Here is a 17,390-nt window from a genome sequence, read left to right as displayed (position 1 = left end):
AGCTCACCGCGCGAAGCGCAGGACGTGGTCGGCGTCGGCGGCGGCGAACGCCAGGAGGCGGGCCGCCTCCTCCCGGACCGGCTCCTCGTCGGGGAGGGGCGCGAGAAGGTCCACGGTCAGCTCGGCGCGGGCCGCCTTCCGGTCGTGCTTGAGCGTCCAGGTGCCGTGGACCCGCCCGTCGACGAGGACGGTCGGCTTGGTGACGGCCCCCACGCACACGGCTTTGCGCTGCTCGTCCGTCATCATGCGGCTCCGGTCGGAGTAGGCGAGGATCAGGTTGTCGAAGGCCGGGAGGAAGCGGACGGGCGCGGGGGCGTCGGCGTCCGGGAGCGGCATGCCGGGAAGGTCGAAGAGCTCCGCGCCGCTCTCGTCCCGGTAGGTCCGCAGAGACGGGCGGAGCTCCTCGAAGGCGGCGTCCATGCGGCGCAGCCCGGACCACATCTGGAAGTCCTTGACGGAGGCCGGGCCGAACGCGGCCAGGTAGCGGCGGATCAGCCGCTCCGGCGACTCCGGGGAGAGCGGGCGGCCGATCCACTCCTCCGCCAGGGCGAACGGCGTCGCGCCGCCGGTGTTCCACGTCCCGCTGGGCGGCGGATGGACGACGGAGACCAGCGCCTGCGCCGACCAGCCGAGCGCCTGGAGGTCGCGGTCGGGCCAGCGCTCGGCGAGGGCGCGGGCGAGCTGCGGGCGGGTGAGGGTCCGCCCCCGCAGGAGCCTGCGCGCCTCGGCGGCGAGCCCGTCCAGGTCCCAGTCCCGGGTGGCGCTGCCGAAGGCCGCCTGGCGTCCGCGCAGGACGCTCTCCTGGACGAGGGGGCGCACCCACAGGAAGTCGGCGGCGGACGCCAGGTGCTGCGTCCCCCGAAGGATCGTGCTGCGCACGGCGGACCGGTCGTAGAGCAGGCCGGTGAGGTCGTCTCGGCGGAAGCCCTCCAGCCGCGTCCAGAGCCCGATGTACGGCATGTTGGTCTCCTGGGCCTGGATGGCGACGAGCCGTTCGACCGCTTCCAGGAGGGGCATGCCGGAGCGCTCCAGGAGCAGCTGCCGCTCAAGCGCCGCCCGGTTCAGCGTCCGGCGATCCAGTGTCCGCGTCATTCCGCCAGTCTACCAGAACGGAATGCTCTATTCCGTAATTGGGCCCGTATCATCGAGCCGGGGAGGTAGGTGGTGATGTGCGTTACGTTGCCTACATCGGCAACCTGACCCGGCTCGCGGTCGAGCTGGTCAACGGGGACGAGCCCAGCGAGCTGCGGCGGGAGTTCTTCCAGCAGCACGACGTGGTGGAACCGGACGACCCGAGGGACCTCCTCCCGGCCCTGCGCGACGCGGTCGCGGCCGTCGCCGACGGCGGACCGCCCCTCCCGGTCAACCTCCTCCTGGACCGTTTCCCGCCCGCGATGCGCGTCGCCGAGCACGACGGCGACGGCCCGCACCTGCACTTCGCCCGCGACGGCGAGGACGGCGTGCAGTGGCTCGGCCGAAGCTGCGCCGCCGCCCTCGCCCACGTCCTGTGCGGGGACCCCGACGTCACCGTGGGCCGCTGCCGCGCGGACGGCTGCGCCCGCTTCTACGTGGACGAGTCCCGCAACCGCAGCCGCCGGTTCTGCTCGAACGCCTGCGCGAGCCGCACGACCGTCGCCGCCCACCGCGCCCGCCGCCGGGCGAGCCGGTGAGCGCTACCCGGCGCCCTCCCGGTACACCTCCACCGCGTACCGGAGGCGGGCCCCGACGAGCAGCGCCTCGTCCTCCGGGCACCCGAGGAGCCGGGTGACCAGCTCGACGATCTGGTCGTCGGTCAGATCCGGTTCGAGCTCGGCGACGTGCCCCACGATCTCGACCAGCTCGGGCCGCTTGTAGGACGCGATCGACCGCCCCCGCCGAACCCGCGTCTCCCCGACCGACCGCCGCTGCACCGCCCCTTCCGCCTCCTGCGCAGCAGGCCGCACGTCTTCCGCCCGCGCCGAACCCTCCCCCCGCGAACGAGGCTGCGCAGGTTGCGGACGCTGCTCCTGCGCGGATTCTGGCTGCGAGGAAACCTCCGCCTGCGAACGATGCGCCGCTGGTTGCGGCCGCTGCTGCTGCGCAGGTTCGGACTGCGGAGGGACCTCCGCCTGCAAGCGGGGCTGCGGCTGCGAGGACTCCGTCCGCGAGCGAGGCTGGCTCTGTTGCGGGCGCTGCTGCTGCGCGGGTTCTGATTGGGGCGGGATCTCCGCCTGCGAGCGGGGGCGCGGCTGTCGTGGCTGCTGCGGCTGTGAGGGCTCCGTCCGCGAGCGAGGCTGCTCCTGTTGCGGGTGCTGGGGGCGCTGCTTCTGTGAGGGGTCGGTCTCTTGTGGGCTAGGTGCGCCCGGTTGTGGGGGTTGTGTTTCCGCCGTGGTTTCCCTCTGCGGGCGGGGTTGGGCTTGTTCTGGGGGATGGGCCTGCTGGGGCGGCTTCGGGCTCTCTGAGGGGTTCGGCAGCGGGCCGGGTCTGCCCCAGAGCGCGGGGATGTCCGAGCGGCCGGGAGGTGGGGCGTGCCCGGCCTCCGGGACGCGCGGGTTGGGGCCCGTGGCCTGGGCGCCCGGCTCCTGGGCGGGCTCGTCCCATCTCATGGCGTCCAGGCGCCGGGGCGGAAGGCTGCCGCCGCGCCCGCCCGGCCGGCCCTGGTCCTGCGGCTCTCGCCGGGGCGCGTCCAGACGTCGGGGCGGTGCGCCTTGCCCGGACGCGCCGGTGCCGGGACGCGCAGGCGGTCGAGCGCGCACGTCCCGCTGCGTCACGTCCGGCCGCTCCCCCGCGCGCGGGTCACGGCCCCCCAGACCGGGGCCGGGACGCGGTTCTCTCGGTCGTTCCAGCGGGCGCGGGTCGCGCGGCCTCGTTCCTGCTTCCTTCCGCGGAGCCTCGGGCGGGACGGCGGCGGGCGGCCGTGACCGGAGGTCCTCTCGCGTCGGTTCCGGGCGCGGGGGCTGGATCGGGAGGTCCCGTTGGGTCACGTCCGGGCGCTCGGACAGGGGGCGCGCAGCGGGAGGAGGCGGGGTGCGGGGAGTGGTGAGGGCGGTGAAGAGCGTGGTGGTGGGGGTTATGGCTTCGTGCAGGTGGGACGGGAGGCGGGGGCTCGGCGGCGGGCCCTCGGGAGGGGGGAGGTCGGGGCCGGACGGGCCGACGAGGATGGTGCGGGGCGCGTGCCAGAGGACGAAGAGGGCCTCGGCGCCGGCCTCGTGCTCGCCGTCCACGATGACGACGTCGAAGTCGTCCGGAGCGGGCGGGAGGACGTCCGGGACGCGCCACAGCGGCAGGATCCACGCGGGGACGATGTCGGGTCCGGAGCGGGCGAGGGCGGACGCCGCGGCGCGGGCGGCGGTGAGGTCGGCGCGGGCCTCGCGCAGGGCGCCCTCGGCCTCGGCGAGGGCGTCGCGGAGGCGGTCCGCGGCGGCGGGGCCGGTGGAGGCCGCGCGGCGGCGGGCCCACGTCCAGGCGTCGTCCCAGCGGCGGGCGCGGTCGTGCCAGACGTCGTCGCCGTCGGTGGCGATCATGAGGTGGGCGAGGTCGGGGTGGACGGCGCGGACGCGGGCGACCAGCTCCTCGCAGCGGATCTGCCGGGAGCGCTCGTGCCGGGCCTCGGCGAGGGCGCCGAGGGCGCGGCCGTAGGCGGCGGCGTCGCGGGCGTCGACGGCCGCGAGCGCGGCGCGGAGCTCGGGGGGATCGTCGGCGTCAACGGGGCCGATCGAGTCGCGGAGGGCGTCGAGGTCGGCGGTGGCGCGGCTGACGCCGAGCCCTTCGAGGGCGTTGCGCAGGGCCGCGGCGTAGTCGTGCCACTGGATCGGGTGGACGAGCGGGACGCGGAAGCCGGAGCGTTCGAGGAGCCGCCGCGTCGAGTCCAGGGCGGTCATCGCGTCGCGGACGCGGGCGAGCCGGGCGTGCGCGCGGACGAAGCGGGCGACGCGCTCGCCGGGCGGCAGGTCGGCGGGGAAGGAGATGCCGGCGGCCTCCCACACGTACTGCAGCTCCCGGCAGGTGATCCGCACCATGAGGTCGGTGTGGGCGATGTCGAGCAGCTCCGGCGTGGTCGGCGCCGCGCCGTCCACCTTGACCGTGGCGAGGAGGGGCTCGGCCTGGCGCTGGGCGGCGGACCGCAGCGGGCCGCGCTTGAGGACGCCGCCGTCGGCCAGGTAGGCGCGCAGGTCCTGGGCGGCGGCGGCGAGGCCGCGCAGGTCGGCGTCGGCGGGCAGCTCGACGCGGTGGCCGCTCAGCTCGCCGAGGGCGCGCTCGGCCCACTGCGCGCGGGCCGTCATCTCCACGACGCGGGCCCAGATGAGGGGGCGCCGCTCGGCGAGGGCGTCGCCGAGGGCGCGGACGGCGAGGTCGGAGGGGTTCCAGCCGCCCGGGTGGCCTTCCAGGCCGAGGTCGCGGAGCGCGGCGGCGACGACGGAGGCGTCCCCGTCGAGGCGGGCGAGGAGGGTGACGTCGCTGTCGCGCAGGAGCTGCGACAGCTCGGTCCTGGACCGCTCGGCGCGCTCGGCGGCGGCGGCCTCCGCCTCGATCAGGGTGCGGACGTAGGCGGCGCTCGGCAGCGCGCCCGGGTCGACGTCCCGCTGCTCGGTGCGGGCCTTGCGCTCGGCGGTCTCCTCCGCGAGGAGGACGACCAGTTCGGCGGCCTCGGAGCGGGAGATCGGCGGGCCCGGCGGCAGGTCGGGCCGGACCGGCATCCAGGACAGCTCGGGCTCCTCGCCGCGCAGGTCGGGCGGCGGCTCCGCCGGCCCGCCGCCGCGCAGGCGCTCGGTGATCTCGGCGACCCGCAGGGCGGCGGCCTCCTCGCGCTCGGCGAGGGCGTCGAGGTCGGGTTCGCCCCCGGCGCGGACCGCCTCGGCCACGCGGGCGGCCATGGCCGCGTCGGTGGCGGTGAGGGCGGCGAGGCCGGGCGGGAGCGCGCCGCGCAGGGCGGCGGACGCGGCCGGGCCGGACGTGGCGACGAGTACCCGGCGGCCCCGCGCCAGCAGCCCGGCCAGCAGGTCGGGGACGGTCTCCGGCGCCCGCTCCGGTAGGTGCATGACCTGGGGCTTCAGCTCGGGCGAGACGAACCGCGCGACCCCCTCGGGGACGCCGCGCGGCAGCAGGCTCAGGAGCCTGGCGTGGTGGTCGGCGACGGCCTCGCGGCCCGCCGGGCGGACGACGAGGGCGGGCGCGAGGCGCAGCCGGGGGACGGGCGAGGCGGCGTCGGCGTCGGGCGTCCAGTCCTCGCGGTAGTCGGCGGGGCTCGTCAGCGCGACCTGGCACCATTTGCGCAGGACGTCCCCGACGGAGGCGTTGAGCCCGAAGCCCTGCCCGGCCTGGACGGCGTCGGCGATCCAGTCGGCGGGCCGGAAGCCGGGGTGCCCGGACAGCAGTTCCCGGTCGCGCAGGGTCGTGTGCCCGGTGAGGACGACGTCGACGCGTTCGGTCCGCTCGTCCAGGACGATCCGGACGGGCGTGCTCAGCAGGTGGTCGTGGACGGCGGGCCGCCACGACAGCAGGCCCGTCGCGAGGACCGCTTCCTCGCCGGCAAGCTCGCGCAGGACGCGGTACCAGGTGCGCAGGGCGAGCCAGCCGTCGAACTCCTCCAGCACGACCGGCGGCGTCAGCGGGATGACCGGGATGCTGAACAGCACCTCGCCGGGCCCGGCGTCGGCCTCGACGTAGACGTCGCCGGGCAGTCCGGCGAGCCAGTGGACGTGGTCGTGGTCGGCGAGGTCGCGCGAGGGGCGCCGCCGGGCCCGCGCCAGATCGCGCAGGTACCCGAGCAGTCGCGCCGCGTGGTCTGCCTCCCGCGCGGCGGCGTCGTCCAGGGCCCGGCCCGTCCGGCCGGGACCCGGAGCCTCGTCAGGCACCGCGGCTCCTCCCCACGGGAATGCTGGTGCCCCGATCTAACACCCCCGGGCGGCCCCGGTCGAGCGCAATCGTTGATCTTGAGTCAGCGGGCGCCGGCCATGTGGCGGTCCTCGTTCGGCATCATGACCCAGAGGACCAGGTAGACGACGAACTGCGGGCCGGGCAGCAGGCACGAGAGCAGGAACAGGATCCGGACGGTCCACGGGGTCATGCCGAACCGGCGCGCGAGGCCGGCGCAGACCCCGGCGATGACGCGGTCGCGGCGCGGACGATAGAGGCCGTTCATGGGTTCTTCTCTCCCCGATTCGTCGAGCGGTGAACGCGGCCGCGGTCTTCGCGGCCACGTCTCTCACGCTACGAACCGGGCAGGCGACCTCACATCGCTCTCGCGGCCTGTTCCCCGCTGCTACCTCAGGAGTACGGGACGTCCCCTAGGGGGCGGCGGGCCGGCCGGCGTTGTGCTCGGCGACCAGGCTCGGCAGGGCGGCGAGGTCGTCGAGCACGAACAGGCACTCGCCGAGCGCTTCGTCGTCCCTCTGGATGTTGCCCCACGGGCCGCGGCGCAGGAACGCCGCCCGCATCCCGAACGCCAGGGCGGGCCGGACGTCGTTGTCGATGCGGTCCCCCACGTACAGGACGCGGTCGGGCAGCACGTCGGCGAGCTGGGCGCAGCGCTCGAAGAACTCGTGGGACGGCTTGCTGACGCCCCACACGTCCGAGATGCCGACGACGTCCGCGTCCAGGGCCAGCTCCGCCATCTGCTCGGCCGCCTGGACCGGCTGGTTGCCCGCGATCCCGACGTACAGGCCCTGGTCGCGCAGGCCCGACAGGCACGCCCGCGCGTCGGGGTAGAGGTCGTCCGGCCCGAACCCGTTCGGGACGCCCGCCTCCGCGCGGCGCCGCTCCTCCTCTTCCAGGTCGAACCCCGGCCGGAAGTACTCGAACAGGTCCGTGTGGTCGCCGCCGGTCGCGAGCAGCGCGCCGAGCTTGGTGAGGAAGGTGTGCCTGGGCACGCCGAGCCAGTCGGCCCAGCGCCCGTAGATCTCGCCCTCGTTGACGAGGGTCTCGCCGATGTCGAAGAACACGGCCTGGATGGAGCGCGGCGCGGGGAGGCCCGCCGCGTACTCGGAGGAGCCGGCGCGCTCGGCGGCCGCCGGCTCGGCGGCCGGGGGGATGCGGGGGGAGGCGTTCACTTGGCGGCCAGGTCCACTGAGGTGCCGGGGGTGAGGCGCACGAACTCCTTGCCGAGTTCGTCGCCGGCACTGGTGAGGACGCGTTCCATCACCTGGAGGCCGATGTCGTTCAGCAGCCCGTCGTGGATGGCGAAGGCGCGCCCCGGGCGGACCTCGCGCGTGTACTCGTACAGGTCGAGGGCGCGCATCCAGGGCGCGTTGCCGGGCAGGCACAGCGTCGGGACGGGCTCGGACGGGACGGTCAGCGCGTCGCCCGGGTGGAAGACCTCGCCGTCGACCAGGAACCCGACGTTCGGGACGGGCGGCAGGTCGGGGTGCATGAGCTCGTGGTCCTCGCCGTAGACGTGGACGTCGAAACCGGCGATCGTGACGGCGTCGCCGTGGCCGACCTGGTGGACGCGTCCGCCGAGGTCGGCGAGGTTCTCGGCCACGGCGCGGGACGTCCACGCCTCCAGCTCGGGGCGCTCGGCCATCGCGGCGCGCAGCGCGTCGGGGTCGAAGTGGTCGAAGTGCTCGTGGGTGATCAGTACGGCGTCGGCGGCGGCCAGCGCGTCCCCGGCCTCGCTGAACGAGCCGGGGTCGATGACGATCGTGCGGTCGTCCTCGGTGAGCTGCACGCACGCGTGTCCGAGCTTGGTGAGGCGCATCCGGCGATTTTTTCACGGGTGCGTCCCCGCCCATTGACCACCCCCCGGACCGTTGATAGAACACGTTCTAATTCGGGCGCGACCCCGGCCAGCAGGCACGGCAAGGAGGCGGTGCGATGCCCGTTCCCGACCAGCGCGACCCCGAGATCACCCGGCGGGCCCTCACGCGGTGGCTGGACGGCCATCTGCCCGGGGTCCGCATCCCGCATGTGGAGACCCCGCAGACCAGCGGCTTCTCCAACGAGACCCTGCTCTTCGAGGCCGAGTGGGACGGGGGCGGAGGGCCGAGACGCGAGCCGCTCGTCGCGCGGGTCGCCCCGGAGAAGTACCAGATCTTCCCCGAGCCGCGGTTCGAGGAGCAGTACCGGCTGATGCGGATCCTGGACGAGCGCACCGCCGTCCCGGTGCCGCCGATCCGCTGGTACGAGCCGTCCCGCGACGTCCTCGGCGCCCCGTTCTTCGTGATGGGCCGCGTCGACGGCCGCGTCCCGACCGACATGCCGCCGTACCACATGGACGGCTGGGTGACCGGAGTGCCGCCCGGTGAGCGGGCCGCGATGTGGTGGTCCACCCTGGAGATCATGGCGCGGCTGCACCGGCTGGACGTCGGCGAACTGGGTCTCGGCTTCCTGGACCAGCCCGCCTGGGGGGCGCCGGGCCTCGACCAGCGGCTCAACTACTACGAGCACTACCTGGGCTGGGCCTACCGGGGGCCGCAGGAGACGGCGCTCAGGGCGCTGGAGTGGCTGAAGGCGAACCGCCCCGACGAGCCGGACGACCCCGTCGCGCTGTGGGGCGACGCCCGCATCGGCAACGTGATCTTCCAGGACGGCGCGCCCGCGGCGGTGCTGGACTGGGAGGGCGCCGTGCTCGGCGCGCCGGAGGAGGATCTCGCCTGGTTCATGTTCCTGGACCGGCACCACTCCGAGGGCGTCGGCGCCGCCCGGCTGGAGGGCTTCCCCTCCTACGAAGAGACCGTCGCCCGCTACGAGGAGCTGCTCGGACGCCCGATGCGGCACATGGCGTACTACGAGATCCTGTCCGGCTTCAAGTTCTCGGTGATCATGGCGCGGATCGGCCAGGCGATGATCGACTTCGGCTGGATCGAGGAGACGGCCGACTTCCCCCACGACAACAACTGCACGCAGCTGCTCGCCCGCATCCTGGGAGGGGACCGGTGACGCTCTCGCCGCTCGACGACTACCCGATCCACCAGGCGCCGGAGGTGATGCGGCACGTCACCACCTCCGACCGGAACTTCTACGACCGGTACTACTTCAACGTCCACCCGTGCTCCGACGAGCTGATGATGATCATCGGGATCGGGCAGTACCCGAACCTCGGCGTCATGGACGCGTTCGCGGTCGTGCGGCGCGGATCGGTGCACAAGGTCGTCCGGGCGTCCCGCGAGCTGGGCGACGACCGGATGGACACCACGGTCGGGCCGTTCCGCGTCGAGGTGGTCGAGGGGCTCAAGCGGCTCCGGGTCGTCCTGGACGAGACCGAGCACGGCCTCTCGTTCGACCTCGCCTGGGAGGGCACGGTCCCGGCCACCCTGGAGCCGCCGCACTACCTGCGCTGGCAGGAGCGCGTCGTCTTCGACTCCCGCCGTCTCGCGCAGACAGGCCGCTGGACGGGCACCATCACGGTCGACGGCGAGACCATCGAGGTCACACCCGACCACTGGTGGGGCTCGCGCGACCGCTCCTGGGGCATCCGGCCCGTGGGCGAGCCGGAGCCGCCCGGCATCCAGGTGAAGAACGCGGGCACGTTCTACTGGCTGTACGCGCCGATGCAGTTCGAGGATCACGCCATCTTCTGCATCGTGCAGGAGGACGAGAAGGGCCGCCGCATCCTGGAAGAGGCCACCCGCGTGTGGCCCGACCGCGAGCCCGAGTATCTGGGACGTCCCGAATACCGCCCGGAGTACGCGGAGGGCACCCGCGACGTGGTGACGGCGACACTGCGTTTCGCCCCGCCCGGCGGGGAGCCGTTCGAGGTGAGGGCGACGCCGATCCTGCCCGTCCACCTCATGGTCGGCACCGGCTACGGGCTGGAGCCCGACTGGAAGCACGGCATGTACCAGGGACCCGACCTGAAGGTGCAGGGCGTCGCCTACGACACCCGCAAGCCGGACGACGCGGCCCGCATGTGGGGCATGGTCGACGCGGTCGGCCGCTACGAGTACCTGGACGGGGCGCAGCCCACCGCCGCCGCCACCGGCTACGGCCTGTTCGAGTACTGGGCCCTCGGCCCCCACCCCTCCTTCCCGGGCTGACCGGTGCCCGGAGTCCCGGCGGGCCCTGACTCCGTCCGCGCGGACGCACGGCCCGGGCGGTCGGCGGGTGGAGTGATCCATCTGCGACACTGGCGCTCGTGACGACCCCGCCCTCACGCGACCCCCTGGACGCGGGACGTTCGTTCCGGCGAAGACCGGACCGGCAGGCGCGCGACCGCTCCCCCGCCTGGCGCGACCAGCCGCGCGCCCTGGCCTGCGCGGTGATCGCGGCGTTCGCGTTCCTCACCGCGGCGGCGTTCGTGTTCGCCGTGGTCGCCGTCGTCGCGGCGATGCGCTGACACGCGGGGAGAACACGAGACCGGGGCGGCCCGGCGGGCGCGCCCCGGTCTCGCCTCCAACGTCAGGTGGGGGTTCCCTCCGACCCCTCGGCGATGGTGAAGGCCACGTCGCCCTGCGGGTCGACCTGGGCGTCGAGGGTCTTGTCGTCCAGCATCTCGGCGACCGTGGGCTCCAGGTACACCTTGGCGCCCTCTTCCTCCACGACCTGGTCGCCGGCCTCGGGGGCCGGGGCCACCGAGAGCCGCAGGGCGTCCGAGCCGTCGAGCCCGGACTCGATGCGGATGCCGGTCTCGGGCGGAAGCTCCGGGTTGGCGGTCACCGTACGGATGACCTGGACGGCACCGCTGGTCAGCGTGAGCACGATCAGCTCCTCACGTCTCTTCGTTCTCTGTCGGGATTTGCCCCACCCTCCCCGCTGCTCCCGGCCGTAAACATCGGGACGTGATCGAACGATCTCAGTCCGCACTCGGGGCGAGCGCCCGCACCGCCTCCGCCGGGGACAGGCCCCCGCCCGGGACGACCGCCAGCACCGGCGTGGTGAGACCGTTGTCGACGTACTCGCGGACGCGGGCCCGGCACCGCTCCGGGGAGCCGTGCACGATCAGGTCGTCCACCACCTCGTCCGGGATGGCCTCCAGCGCCCTCTTCCGGTCGCCGGCCGCCCACGCCTCGTTCATCGGGGCCAGCGCCTCGCCGCGTCCCAGCCACTCGTGGAACGCCCGGTAGACGGGGACCGTCATGTACGCGGCGATCATCCAGCGGCCGATCGCGCGCGCCTCCTCGGCATCGCCCGTGGGGCAGACGAACAGCCGCGCGATCAGCTCCGGCCCGTCACCGAGGGCGCCGCGGACCGTCCGGACGTCCTTCGGCGCGAGCCAGTTGGTGATCGCGCCGTCGGCCTCGCGGGCGGCGAGCCGCAGCATGCCGGGGCGCAGGGCCGCGAGGACGATCGGCGGCGGCGTCGCCGGTGCGCTCTCCAGCTTGAAGCCCTTCACGGCGAAGGTCTCGTACTCCTCCTTCACCTTCTCCCCCGCGAGCGCCCTGCGGAGGAAGCGCAGCGTGTCGCGGGTGCGCTTGTAGGGCTCGTCGAACGGGATGCCGTTCCAGCGCCGCACGATCGTGTCGGACGAGGTGCCGATGCCCAGCACGAAGCGTCCCGGCGCGAGGTCGGCGAGGGTGGCGGCCTGCTGGGCGAGCAGGGCGGGCCCGCGCGTGTAGACCGGCACGATCGCCGGCCCGAGGCGCAGCCCCGGGTCCCACTGCGAGGCGAGCGCCAGCGGGGTGAAGGCGTCGGCGCCGTTGGTCTCGGCCGACCAGGCGTCGGTGTAGCCGAGCCCGGACAGCCCGGACACGATCTCGCGGTGCTCGGCCAGCGGGAGGCCGGTCAGCGGAATGGTCAGTCCCCAGCGTGACATGCGCTTCTCCCTGTTCCTGTGTTCGCGGGCGTTCCTGTGTTCGTGGGCGGGCGGTCAGGCGATCGAGGGCCGGATGGTGGCGCCGCCGTCCACGACGAGCGTCTGCCCGGTCATCCAGGACGAGGCGTCGCCCGCGAGGAACACCGCGGCGTTGGCGATGTCCTCGGGCTCGCCGATGCGGCCGAGCGGCATGTACTTGCTGATCTCGGCCTCGTTGTTCTCCCACAGGGCGCGGGCGAGGTGCGTCTTGACCAGGCCGGGCGCGATGCAGTTCACGCGGACCTTCGGGGCCAGCTCCATCGCGAACTGCCGGCTGAGGTGGATCACGGCGGCCTTGGTGGCGTTGTAGTAGCCGATGCCGTGCTCGGTGAGCATGCCGCCGACCGAGGCGATGTTGATGATCGCGCCGCCGCGCTCGGCGAGGGAGGCGCGCAGCGCCAGCTGCGTCCACTGCACGACCGCGAACTGGTTGACCTGGACGGTCTTGGCCGCGGCGGCGGGCTCGATGTCGGCCATCGGGCCGAAGTAGGGGTTCGTGCCGGCGTTGTTGACCAGGACGTCGAGGCCGCCGAACTCGGCGACGGCCGCGTCCACGCAGGCCGCGGCCTGCTCGGCGTCGCCGACGTGGGCCGCCTTGGCGAGGACGCCCGCGCCCGGGTGCGCCGCGCGGATCTCCTTGGCGACCTCGTCCAGCGCCTCCTGCTTGCGGGAGGACAGGACGACGTTCGCCCCCTCGGCGGCGAGCGCGGTGGCGATCGCCTTCCCGATTCCCCGGGACGCCCCGGTGACCAGCGCCGTCTTGCCCTCTAGACCAGTCCGCATCCGCACGCTCCCTGCCTGTCCGCACCCTGAGGGCCTGCCTGTTCGCACCCTGCGGGCGGCATCACCAGAATCCGACTCGGTTCACTGTACCGAAGTGACTGACGAGTCAGTTAGGTGGGTTCGCATGGTCCGTCCCGCTCACCGGACACGTCCCGTTCGGGGCGCTCGCCCGGTTGTTACGCTGCGCCCGGTCGGAGACGAGGAGGACCGCGTGACCACGACCAAGGAACGCCGTCCGGCGATCGAGGGCTGGTTCGCCGCCGCGGACGGCGACGTCCGCCTGCTGGGCACCCGCTGCGGCGCCTGCGGAACGCCGTACTTCCCGCGCAACGAGCTGGCCTGCCGCAACCCGGCCTGCACCGGCCCGAAGGACGGCTCCGAGCTGGAGCCGTACGCGCTGTCGCGGCGCGGGCGCGTCTGGTCGTACGCCGACTCCCGGTACAAGCCGCCGCCTCCGTACGTCTCCCCCGACCCCTTCGTCCCGTACACCGTCGCGGCCGTCGAACTCGAAGCCGAGCGCATCGTCGTCCTGGGGCAGGTCGCCCCCGGCCACACCGTCGACGACCTCGCGGTCGGCATGGAGGTCGAGCTGACCGAGGGCGTCCTCTACGAGGACGACGAGGCCGAGTACACCGTCTGGATGTGGAGGCCCGTGAAATGACGCGCGACATCGCCGTGCTGGGCGCGGGCATGCATCCGTGGGGCAAGTGGGGCCGCAACTTCGTCGAGTACGGTCTCGCGGCGGCGCGGGCCGCGCTCGCCGACGCCGGCCTCGCGTGGACGGACGTCCAGTACGTGGCGGGCGCGGACACCATCCGCAACGGCTACCCGGGGTTCATCGCGGGCGCGACGTTCGCGCAGGCGCTCGGCTGGTCGGGCGCGCGCGTGTCCAGCTGCTACGCCGCGTGCGCGTCCGGGGCGCAGGCCATCAACAACGCGCGCGCGCAGATCCTCGCGGGTCTCTGCGACGTCGCGCTGGTCGTGGGCGCCGACGCCGCGCCGAAGGGCTTCTTCAAGCCCGTCGGCGGGGACCGCCCCGACGACCCCGACTGGCTCCGCTTCCGCCTCTTGGGCGCCACCAACCCCATCTACTTCGCTCTGTACGCGCGCCGGCGGATGGCGATGTACGGCGCGACCCTGGACGATTTCGCCGCCGTCAAGGTGAAGAACGCCCGGCACGGGCTGTCGAACCCGAACGCCCGGTACCGCAAGGAGGTGACCGTTGAGGACGTACGCGAGTCCGCCGTGGTCGCCGATCCGCTGCGGCTGCTGGACATCTGCGCCACCAGCGACGGCGGCGCGGCGCTCGTCCTGACGTCCATGGAGTTCGCGCGCGGGCACGGCATCGCCGACCCGGTGCGCATCCCGGCGCTGTCGACGGCGACGCCCACGTTCCCGAAGACCGTCCTGGACCTGCCCGACTTCGCGACGGACTCGGCGATGACCGTCCCGGAGCCCGAGCGGCCGTTCCGGTCCGCGATCGCGCACGCCGCCTACGAGGAGGCGGGCATCGGCCCCGAGGACCTGTCGCTCGCCGAGGTCTACGACCTGTCCACCGCCCTCGAACTCGACTGGTACGAGGACATCGGCCTGTGCGAGAGGGGCGGCGCCGAGGAGCTGCTCCGCTCGGGCGCCACGGCTCTCGGCGGCCGCGTCCCGGTCAACCCGAGCGGCGGGCTCGCCTCCTTCGGCGAGGCGATCCCGGCTCAGGCGATCGCGCAGGTCTGCGAGCTGACCTGGCAGCTGCGCGGCCAGGCCGAGGGCCGCCAGGTGGAGAACGCGCGGGCCGGCATCGCCGTGAACCAGGGCCTCTTCGGCCACGGCTCCGCCGTCATCGCCGTCCGCTGACCGGAACGGCTAGGCGACGGTGAAGCCGTCGCAGGTCAGGTAGTAGGCGTCGCCGTTCGGGCGGACGTGGAACCAGATGACCGTCCAGTCGCCCTTCATCAGCGGGTAGGTGCCGTTTCCGGCGCCCTCCCATTTGAACTCCGACGGGTAACGCATGTTCAGCCACGCGGCCTGGCCGGGGTACATGTGCGGCTTGCTCTGCACCACCCCGGTGACGCCGTTGCCCTGCTGCTCCACCGGCGGACGGACCTGGATGGCCACGTAGTACTTGGCCGGGTCCGCGTACTTGAAGCGCAGGCCGAACTCGACGGTCTTCTCGGTGTACGGCTGGCGCGGTACCGACGTCTGGGTGTCGTTGGTGAGGTCGAAGTCCTCCGGACGGGCGGCGGGCTGGCATGTCTTGGCCGCCTGGGTCCATCGGAGGTCCGCGATGTCGGCGGGCTGCTTGATCAGGATCCGGTCGGGCGGGACGCCGTTGGCGGCGGCCGAAGTCCTGCTGCCGGGGGTCGAGCCCGCGGGATCACCGGTCGCGGTGCCGCCCTGCGTTCCCTGCCCGGCCCGGGGCTTGTTCCGGTTCTCGTCGCCGCCGCCGTCCCCGTTGAGGACGAACCGCGCGAGCAGGGCGCCCACCAGGACCACGGCGGCCACCCCGGCGCCCGCCGCGATGACGGCGGCGCGCGACCGTCCGCGCGAGACGCCCGGGACCGTCCTCGTGCGGTCGGCCGGGACGAGCCCCGACGCGACCGCGTCGGTGACGCTGGCGGGCATCGGCGCCGGAACACCCACGATCCGCCGGTAGGCGGGGTCGGCGGCGAGGGGGCCGAGCGCGGGCAGCTGCTGGAGCAGCCGCTCCAGCGGGATCCTGGCCTCCGGCTCCTTCGCGGCGCACTGCCGGACCAGCCCGGCGACGCGCGGGTCGACGCCCTCCAGGTCGATGTCACCGCTGAGCGTCCGGTGGATGATCGCCTCGATGCGCCCGCCGCCGAACGGGGGCCGTCCCGTCGCGGCGTAGGCGACCGTCCCGGCGAGCGAGAACACGTCCGACGCGGGAAGCGGCTGCTGCTCGCGGACCACCTCGGGCGCGACGAAACCGGGGGTGCCGTTCCACGCGCCGGTCTGGGTGATCTGCGTCTGGCCCTCGCCGCGCGCGATGCCGAAGTCGATCAGCCGCGGCCCGTCCGGGGCGAGGATCACGTTGCCCGGCTTGAGGTCGCGGTGCTGGACGCCGTGCCGGTGGATCTCCAGCAGCCCCTGCGCCAGTTCGGCGAGCAGCCGCACGCAGGTCTCGGGAGGCAGCGGCCCGTGCGCGGCCACCGCCTGGCGGAGCGTCGGCCCGGGGACGTACTCCGTCGCCAGCCAGTACGGCGGCGCGTCCAGGCCGGCGCCGACCATCGCCGCGGCGAACCTGCTGCGCACCCGCTCGACGGTCGCGACCTCGCGCCGGAACCGGGCCAGCGCCGTCGGCCCCTCGAAGTCCTCCCGGATCACCTTGAGGGCGATATGCCGCCCGCTGGCGGTCAGCCCCAGATAGACCTGCCCCATGCCGCCGGCGCCCAGGCGCCCCAGCAGCGGATAGCCGCCGATCGCAGAAGGATCTTCCAGACGGAGTGCTTCCATACTTTCCCCGGCCCCTCGTCAACACGCACCGCCGCCAAATGATCTCATTCCGGGAGGAGCCGTGTGGACCGGGTTCTCAGTCGGCCTGGCGGGCCACGTGGAGGGCCCAGGCCACCAGGGGGGCCTGGAGCGGGAGGCGGGCGTAGGCGGCCGCGCGGAGGGGCAGCGGGCGGTGGCGCCAGTCGCGGGCCATCTTCACGTTGGCGGGGAAGACCGCCGCCATCAGGCCCGCCGTGGCGAGCGCGCCCGCCTTGCGGGTGCGGGGGCGGGCAACGGCCGCGGCGCAGGCCAGCTCGGCGACGCCGCTGAGGTAGGTCCAGGTCCGCGCGCCGCCGGGGAGCCGCTCGGGGACGAGCGCGTCGAACGGCTTCGGAGCGGTCATGTGGAGGGCGCCCATCCCGGCCATGAGCGCGGCCAGCCCGCGGTGCGCGTGTGACGACTCGGTCATCCCCGGAGTCTGTCAGATCGGACGGTCCGTCCAATAGTGGCGGCGCCGCCTCCCTGGTCGGATGGGGCGTGTGTGACCTAAATCACGGCATTGATCTGTGTGACCCCAGTCGTGGGGGTCACGTGTCTGATGTCACCGCTCGGGTGGATTCGCGAAGTTCGCAGCAGAGCTAGGTTTGTACTGACCAGTCAGTTCAAAACCGGCTCTCCGGAAGGTCGCGATGACGTCCGATCACCAGACTCCAGGGGCGGCCGCCGTGGCCGGGGGGACCGCGGCGCCCGTCCCTGGACCCCGCCCGATCGGCTCAGGGGCTGGCGGGGGCCGCCCCGGAGCCGGCCCCGCGCCCGCGCACGGCTCGTCCGTGCGGGCGCGGGACCTCGGCGTGAAGGGGGCGCGGGGCTGGGTCTTCCGCGACGTCCACCTGGACGTCCCGGGCGGCGCGCTGGTCGCCGTCAGCGGCATCGCGGGCACCGGGCGGACCGCGCTGCTGCTCACGCTCGCCGGGCGGATGCGGCCCGCCGAGGGCACGGTCGCGGTGGGCGGGGTCACCGGGCTCAGGCGGATCCAGCGGGTCGCGGCCCTCGGGATCGTGCCGGGGGTGACCGAACTCGACCCCGCGCTGACCGTCCGGGAACACGTCGACGAGGCGCTCGCGCTCCGCGAGGGCGTCCTCGGCAGGTTCCGCGGGCGCGAGGCCCGCAGGCGCCGGATCCTCGAAAGGGTCGGCCTCGACGTCGCCCCAGGGACGCTCGCCGAAGAACTCGCGCCCGACGAAGCCCAGCTCCTGGGCGCCGCCCTGGCGCTCGCCGGAGATCCCGGGCTCCTCCTCCTCGACGACGTGGACGAGGGCCTGCCCGCCGACCGGCAGCGCGACCTGTGGCGGCGGCTCGCCGCCGTCGCCTCCGGCGGCGTCACCGTCATCGCGTCCTGCCACGACGCCGCGCCCGCCACGGGCGTCGCCACCCACGCACTCCCCCTCTAGCAGCC

The 17,390-nt window shown here is 74.0% G+C and carries 17 protein-coding genes; 7 read left to right on the top strand and 10 right to left on the bottom strand.

Annotated elements, in window-relative coordinates; genetic code table 11:
• Positions 1–3: 3 nt before the first annotated feature.
• Positions 4–1,092, bottom strand: a complete 1,089-nt coding sequence (locus AB0C87_RS10920; RefSeq protein ID WP_360577219.1) for a winged helix DNA-binding domain-containing protein — start codon at positions 1,090–1,092, stop codon at positions 4–6.
• 77 nt (positions 1,093–1,169) lie between these two features.
• Between AB0C87_RS10920 and AB0C87_RS10915 the strand changes: the two genes are divergently transcribed.
• Positions 1,170–1,670: a CGNR zinc finger domain-containing protein gene (locus AB0C87_RS10915; RefSeq protein WP_360577218.1), complete on the top strand. Its 501-nt coding sequence runs from the start codon at positions 1,170–1,172 to the stop codon at positions 1,668–1,670.
• Positions 1,671–1,673: 3 nt separating this feature from the next.
• On the opposite strand, the gene AB0C87_RS10910 is transcribed toward AB0C87_RS10915, so the two are convergent.
• The 4 genes from AB0C87_RS10910 to AB0C87_RS10895 form a co-directional block, all read right to left on the bottom strand.
• Positions 1,674–5,834: a hypothetical protein gene (locus AB0C87_RS10910; RefSeq protein WP_360577217.1), complete on the bottom strand. Its 4,161-nt coding sequence runs from the start codon at positions 5,832–5,834 to the stop codon at positions 1,674–1,676.
• Between the two features lie 83 nt (positions 5,835–5,917).
• Positions 5,918–6,121: a PspC domain-containing protein gene (locus tag AB0C87_RS10905; RefSeq protein ID WP_173397798.1), complete on the bottom strand. Its 204-nt coding sequence runs from the start codon at positions 6,119–6,121 to the stop codon at positions 5,918–5,920.
• Between the two features lie 145 nt (positions 6,122–6,266).
• The gene (locus AB0C87_RS10900; RefSeq protein WP_345181674.1) at positions 6,267–7,028 is read right to left on the bottom strand and encodes an HAD family hydrolase; all 762 of its coding nucleotides are present in this window, start codon (positions 7,026–7,028) and stop codon (positions 6,267–6,269) included.
• Positions 7,025–7,675 (bottom strand): MBL fold metallo-hydrolase, encoded by a 651-nt coding sequence (locus AB0C87_RS10895; RefSeq protein ID WP_345181676.1) that lies wholly within the window; start codon positions 7,673–7,675, stop codon positions 7,025–7,027. Before AB0C87_RS10895 ends, AB0C87_RS10900 begins: the two co-directional genes overlap by 4 nt.
• 116 nt (positions 7,676–7,791) lie before the next feature.
• Here AB0C87_RS10895 and AB0C87_RS10890 point away from each other — a divergent pair, with 116 nt between their 5' ends.
• The 3 genes from AB0C87_RS10890 (at position 7,792) to AB0C87_RS10880 (ending at position 10,252) form a co-directional block, all read left to right on the top strand.
• Positions 7,792–8,856: a phosphotransferase family protein gene (locus tag AB0C87_RS10890; RefSeq protein ID WP_345181678.1), complete on the top strand. Its 1,065-nt coding sequence runs from the start codon at positions 7,792–7,794 to the stop codon at positions 8,854–8,856.
• Positions 8,853–9,953, top strand: coding sequence for a hypothetical protein (locus AB0C87_RS10885; protein WP_345181680.1), 1,101 nt, complete (start codon positions 8,853–8,855; stop codon positions 9,951–9,953). Before AB0C87_RS10890 ends, AB0C87_RS10885 begins: the two co-directional genes overlap by 4 nt.
• Positions 9,954–10,051: 98 nt before the next feature.
• Complete coding sequence (locus tag AB0C87_RS10880; RefSeq protein WP_345181682.1) at positions 10,052–10,252, top strand: hypothetical protein; 201 nt, start codon at positions 10,052–10,054, stop codon at positions 10,250–10,252.
• 62 nt (positions 10,253–10,314) lie between these two features.
• Here AB0C87_RS10880 and AB0C87_RS10875 read toward each other — a convergent pair whose 3' ends face one another.
• From AB0C87_RS10875 to AB0C87_RS10865, 3 genes are all read right to left on the bottom strand, one after another.
• Complete coding sequence (locus tag AB0C87_RS10875) at positions 10,315–10,614, bottom strand: Fe-S cluster assembly protein HesB (RefSeq protein ID WP_089310191.1); 300 nt, start codon at positions 10,612–10,614, stop codon at positions 10,315–10,317.
• A 94-nt stretch (positions 10,615–10,708) separates the two neighbouring features.
• A complete protein-coding gene (locus AB0C87_RS10870) occupies positions 10,709–11,668 on the bottom strand; it encodes an LLM class F420-dependent oxidoreductase (protein WP_345181685.1) in 960 nt (319 codons plus the stop codon).
• 54 nt (positions 11,669–11,722) lie between these two features.
• Positions 11,723–12,490, bottom strand: coding sequence for an SDR family oxidoreductase (locus tag AB0C87_RS10865; protein ID WP_345181686.1), 768 nt, complete (start codon positions 12,488–12,490; stop codon positions 11,723–11,725).
• Positions 12,491–12,701: 211 nt separating this feature from the next.
• On the opposite strand from AB0C87_RS10865, the gene AB0C87_RS10860 reads away from it, so the two are divergent.
• Together AB0C87_RS10860 and AB0C87_RS10855 are read left to right on the top strand one after the other, a co-directional pair.
• Complete coding sequence (locus AB0C87_RS10860; protein WP_345181689.1) at positions 12,702–13,151, top strand: OB-fold domain-containing protein; 450 nt, start codon at positions 12,702–12,704, stop codon at positions 13,149–13,151.
• Positions 13,148–14,338, top strand: coding sequence for a lipid-transfer protein (locus tag AB0C87_RS10855; RefSeq protein WP_345181691.1), 1,191 nt, complete (start codon positions 13,148–13,150; stop codon positions 14,336–14,338). The genes AB0C87_RS10860 and AB0C87_RS10855 overlap by 4 nt, the downstream gene beginning before the upstream one ends.
• A gap of 9 nt (positions 14,339–14,347) precedes the next feature.
• On the opposite strand, the gene AB0C87_RS10850 is transcribed toward AB0C87_RS10855, so the two are convergent.
• Together AB0C87_RS10850 and AB0C87_RS10845 are read right to left on the bottom strand one after the other, a co-directional pair.
• The gene (locus tag AB0C87_RS10850; RefSeq protein ID WP_353833466.1) at positions 14,348–15,955 is read right to left on the bottom strand and encodes a protein kinase; all 1,608 of its coding nucleotides are present in this window, start codon (positions 15,953–15,955) and stop codon (positions 14,348–14,350) included.
• A gap of 76 nt (positions 15,956–16,031) precedes the next feature.
• Complete coding sequence (locus AB0C87_RS10845; RefSeq protein WP_360577216.1) at positions 16,032–16,403, bottom strand: hypothetical protein; 372 nt, start codon at positions 16,401–16,403, stop codon at positions 16,032–16,034.
• Between the two features lie 361 nt (positions 16,404–16,764).
• On the opposite strand from AB0C87_RS10845, the gene AB0C87_RS10840 reads away from it, so the two are divergent.
• Positions 16,765–17,385, top strand: a complete 621-nt coding sequence (locus tag AB0C87_RS10840; protein ID WP_360577215.1) for an ATP-binding cassette domain-containing protein — start codon at positions 16,765–16,767, stop codon at positions 17,383–17,385.
• Positions 17,386–17,390 lie beyond the last annotated feature (5 nt).

This window comes from Actinomadura sp. NPDC048021, assembly GCF_040653135.1.
GTDB lineage: Bacteria > Actinomycetota > Actinomycetes > Streptosporangiales > Streptosporangiaceae > Spirillospora > Spirillospora verrucosospora.
The sequence above is the reverse complement of the archived record's forward strand: the minus strand, read 5'-3'. Positions and strand labels throughout refer to the sequence as shown.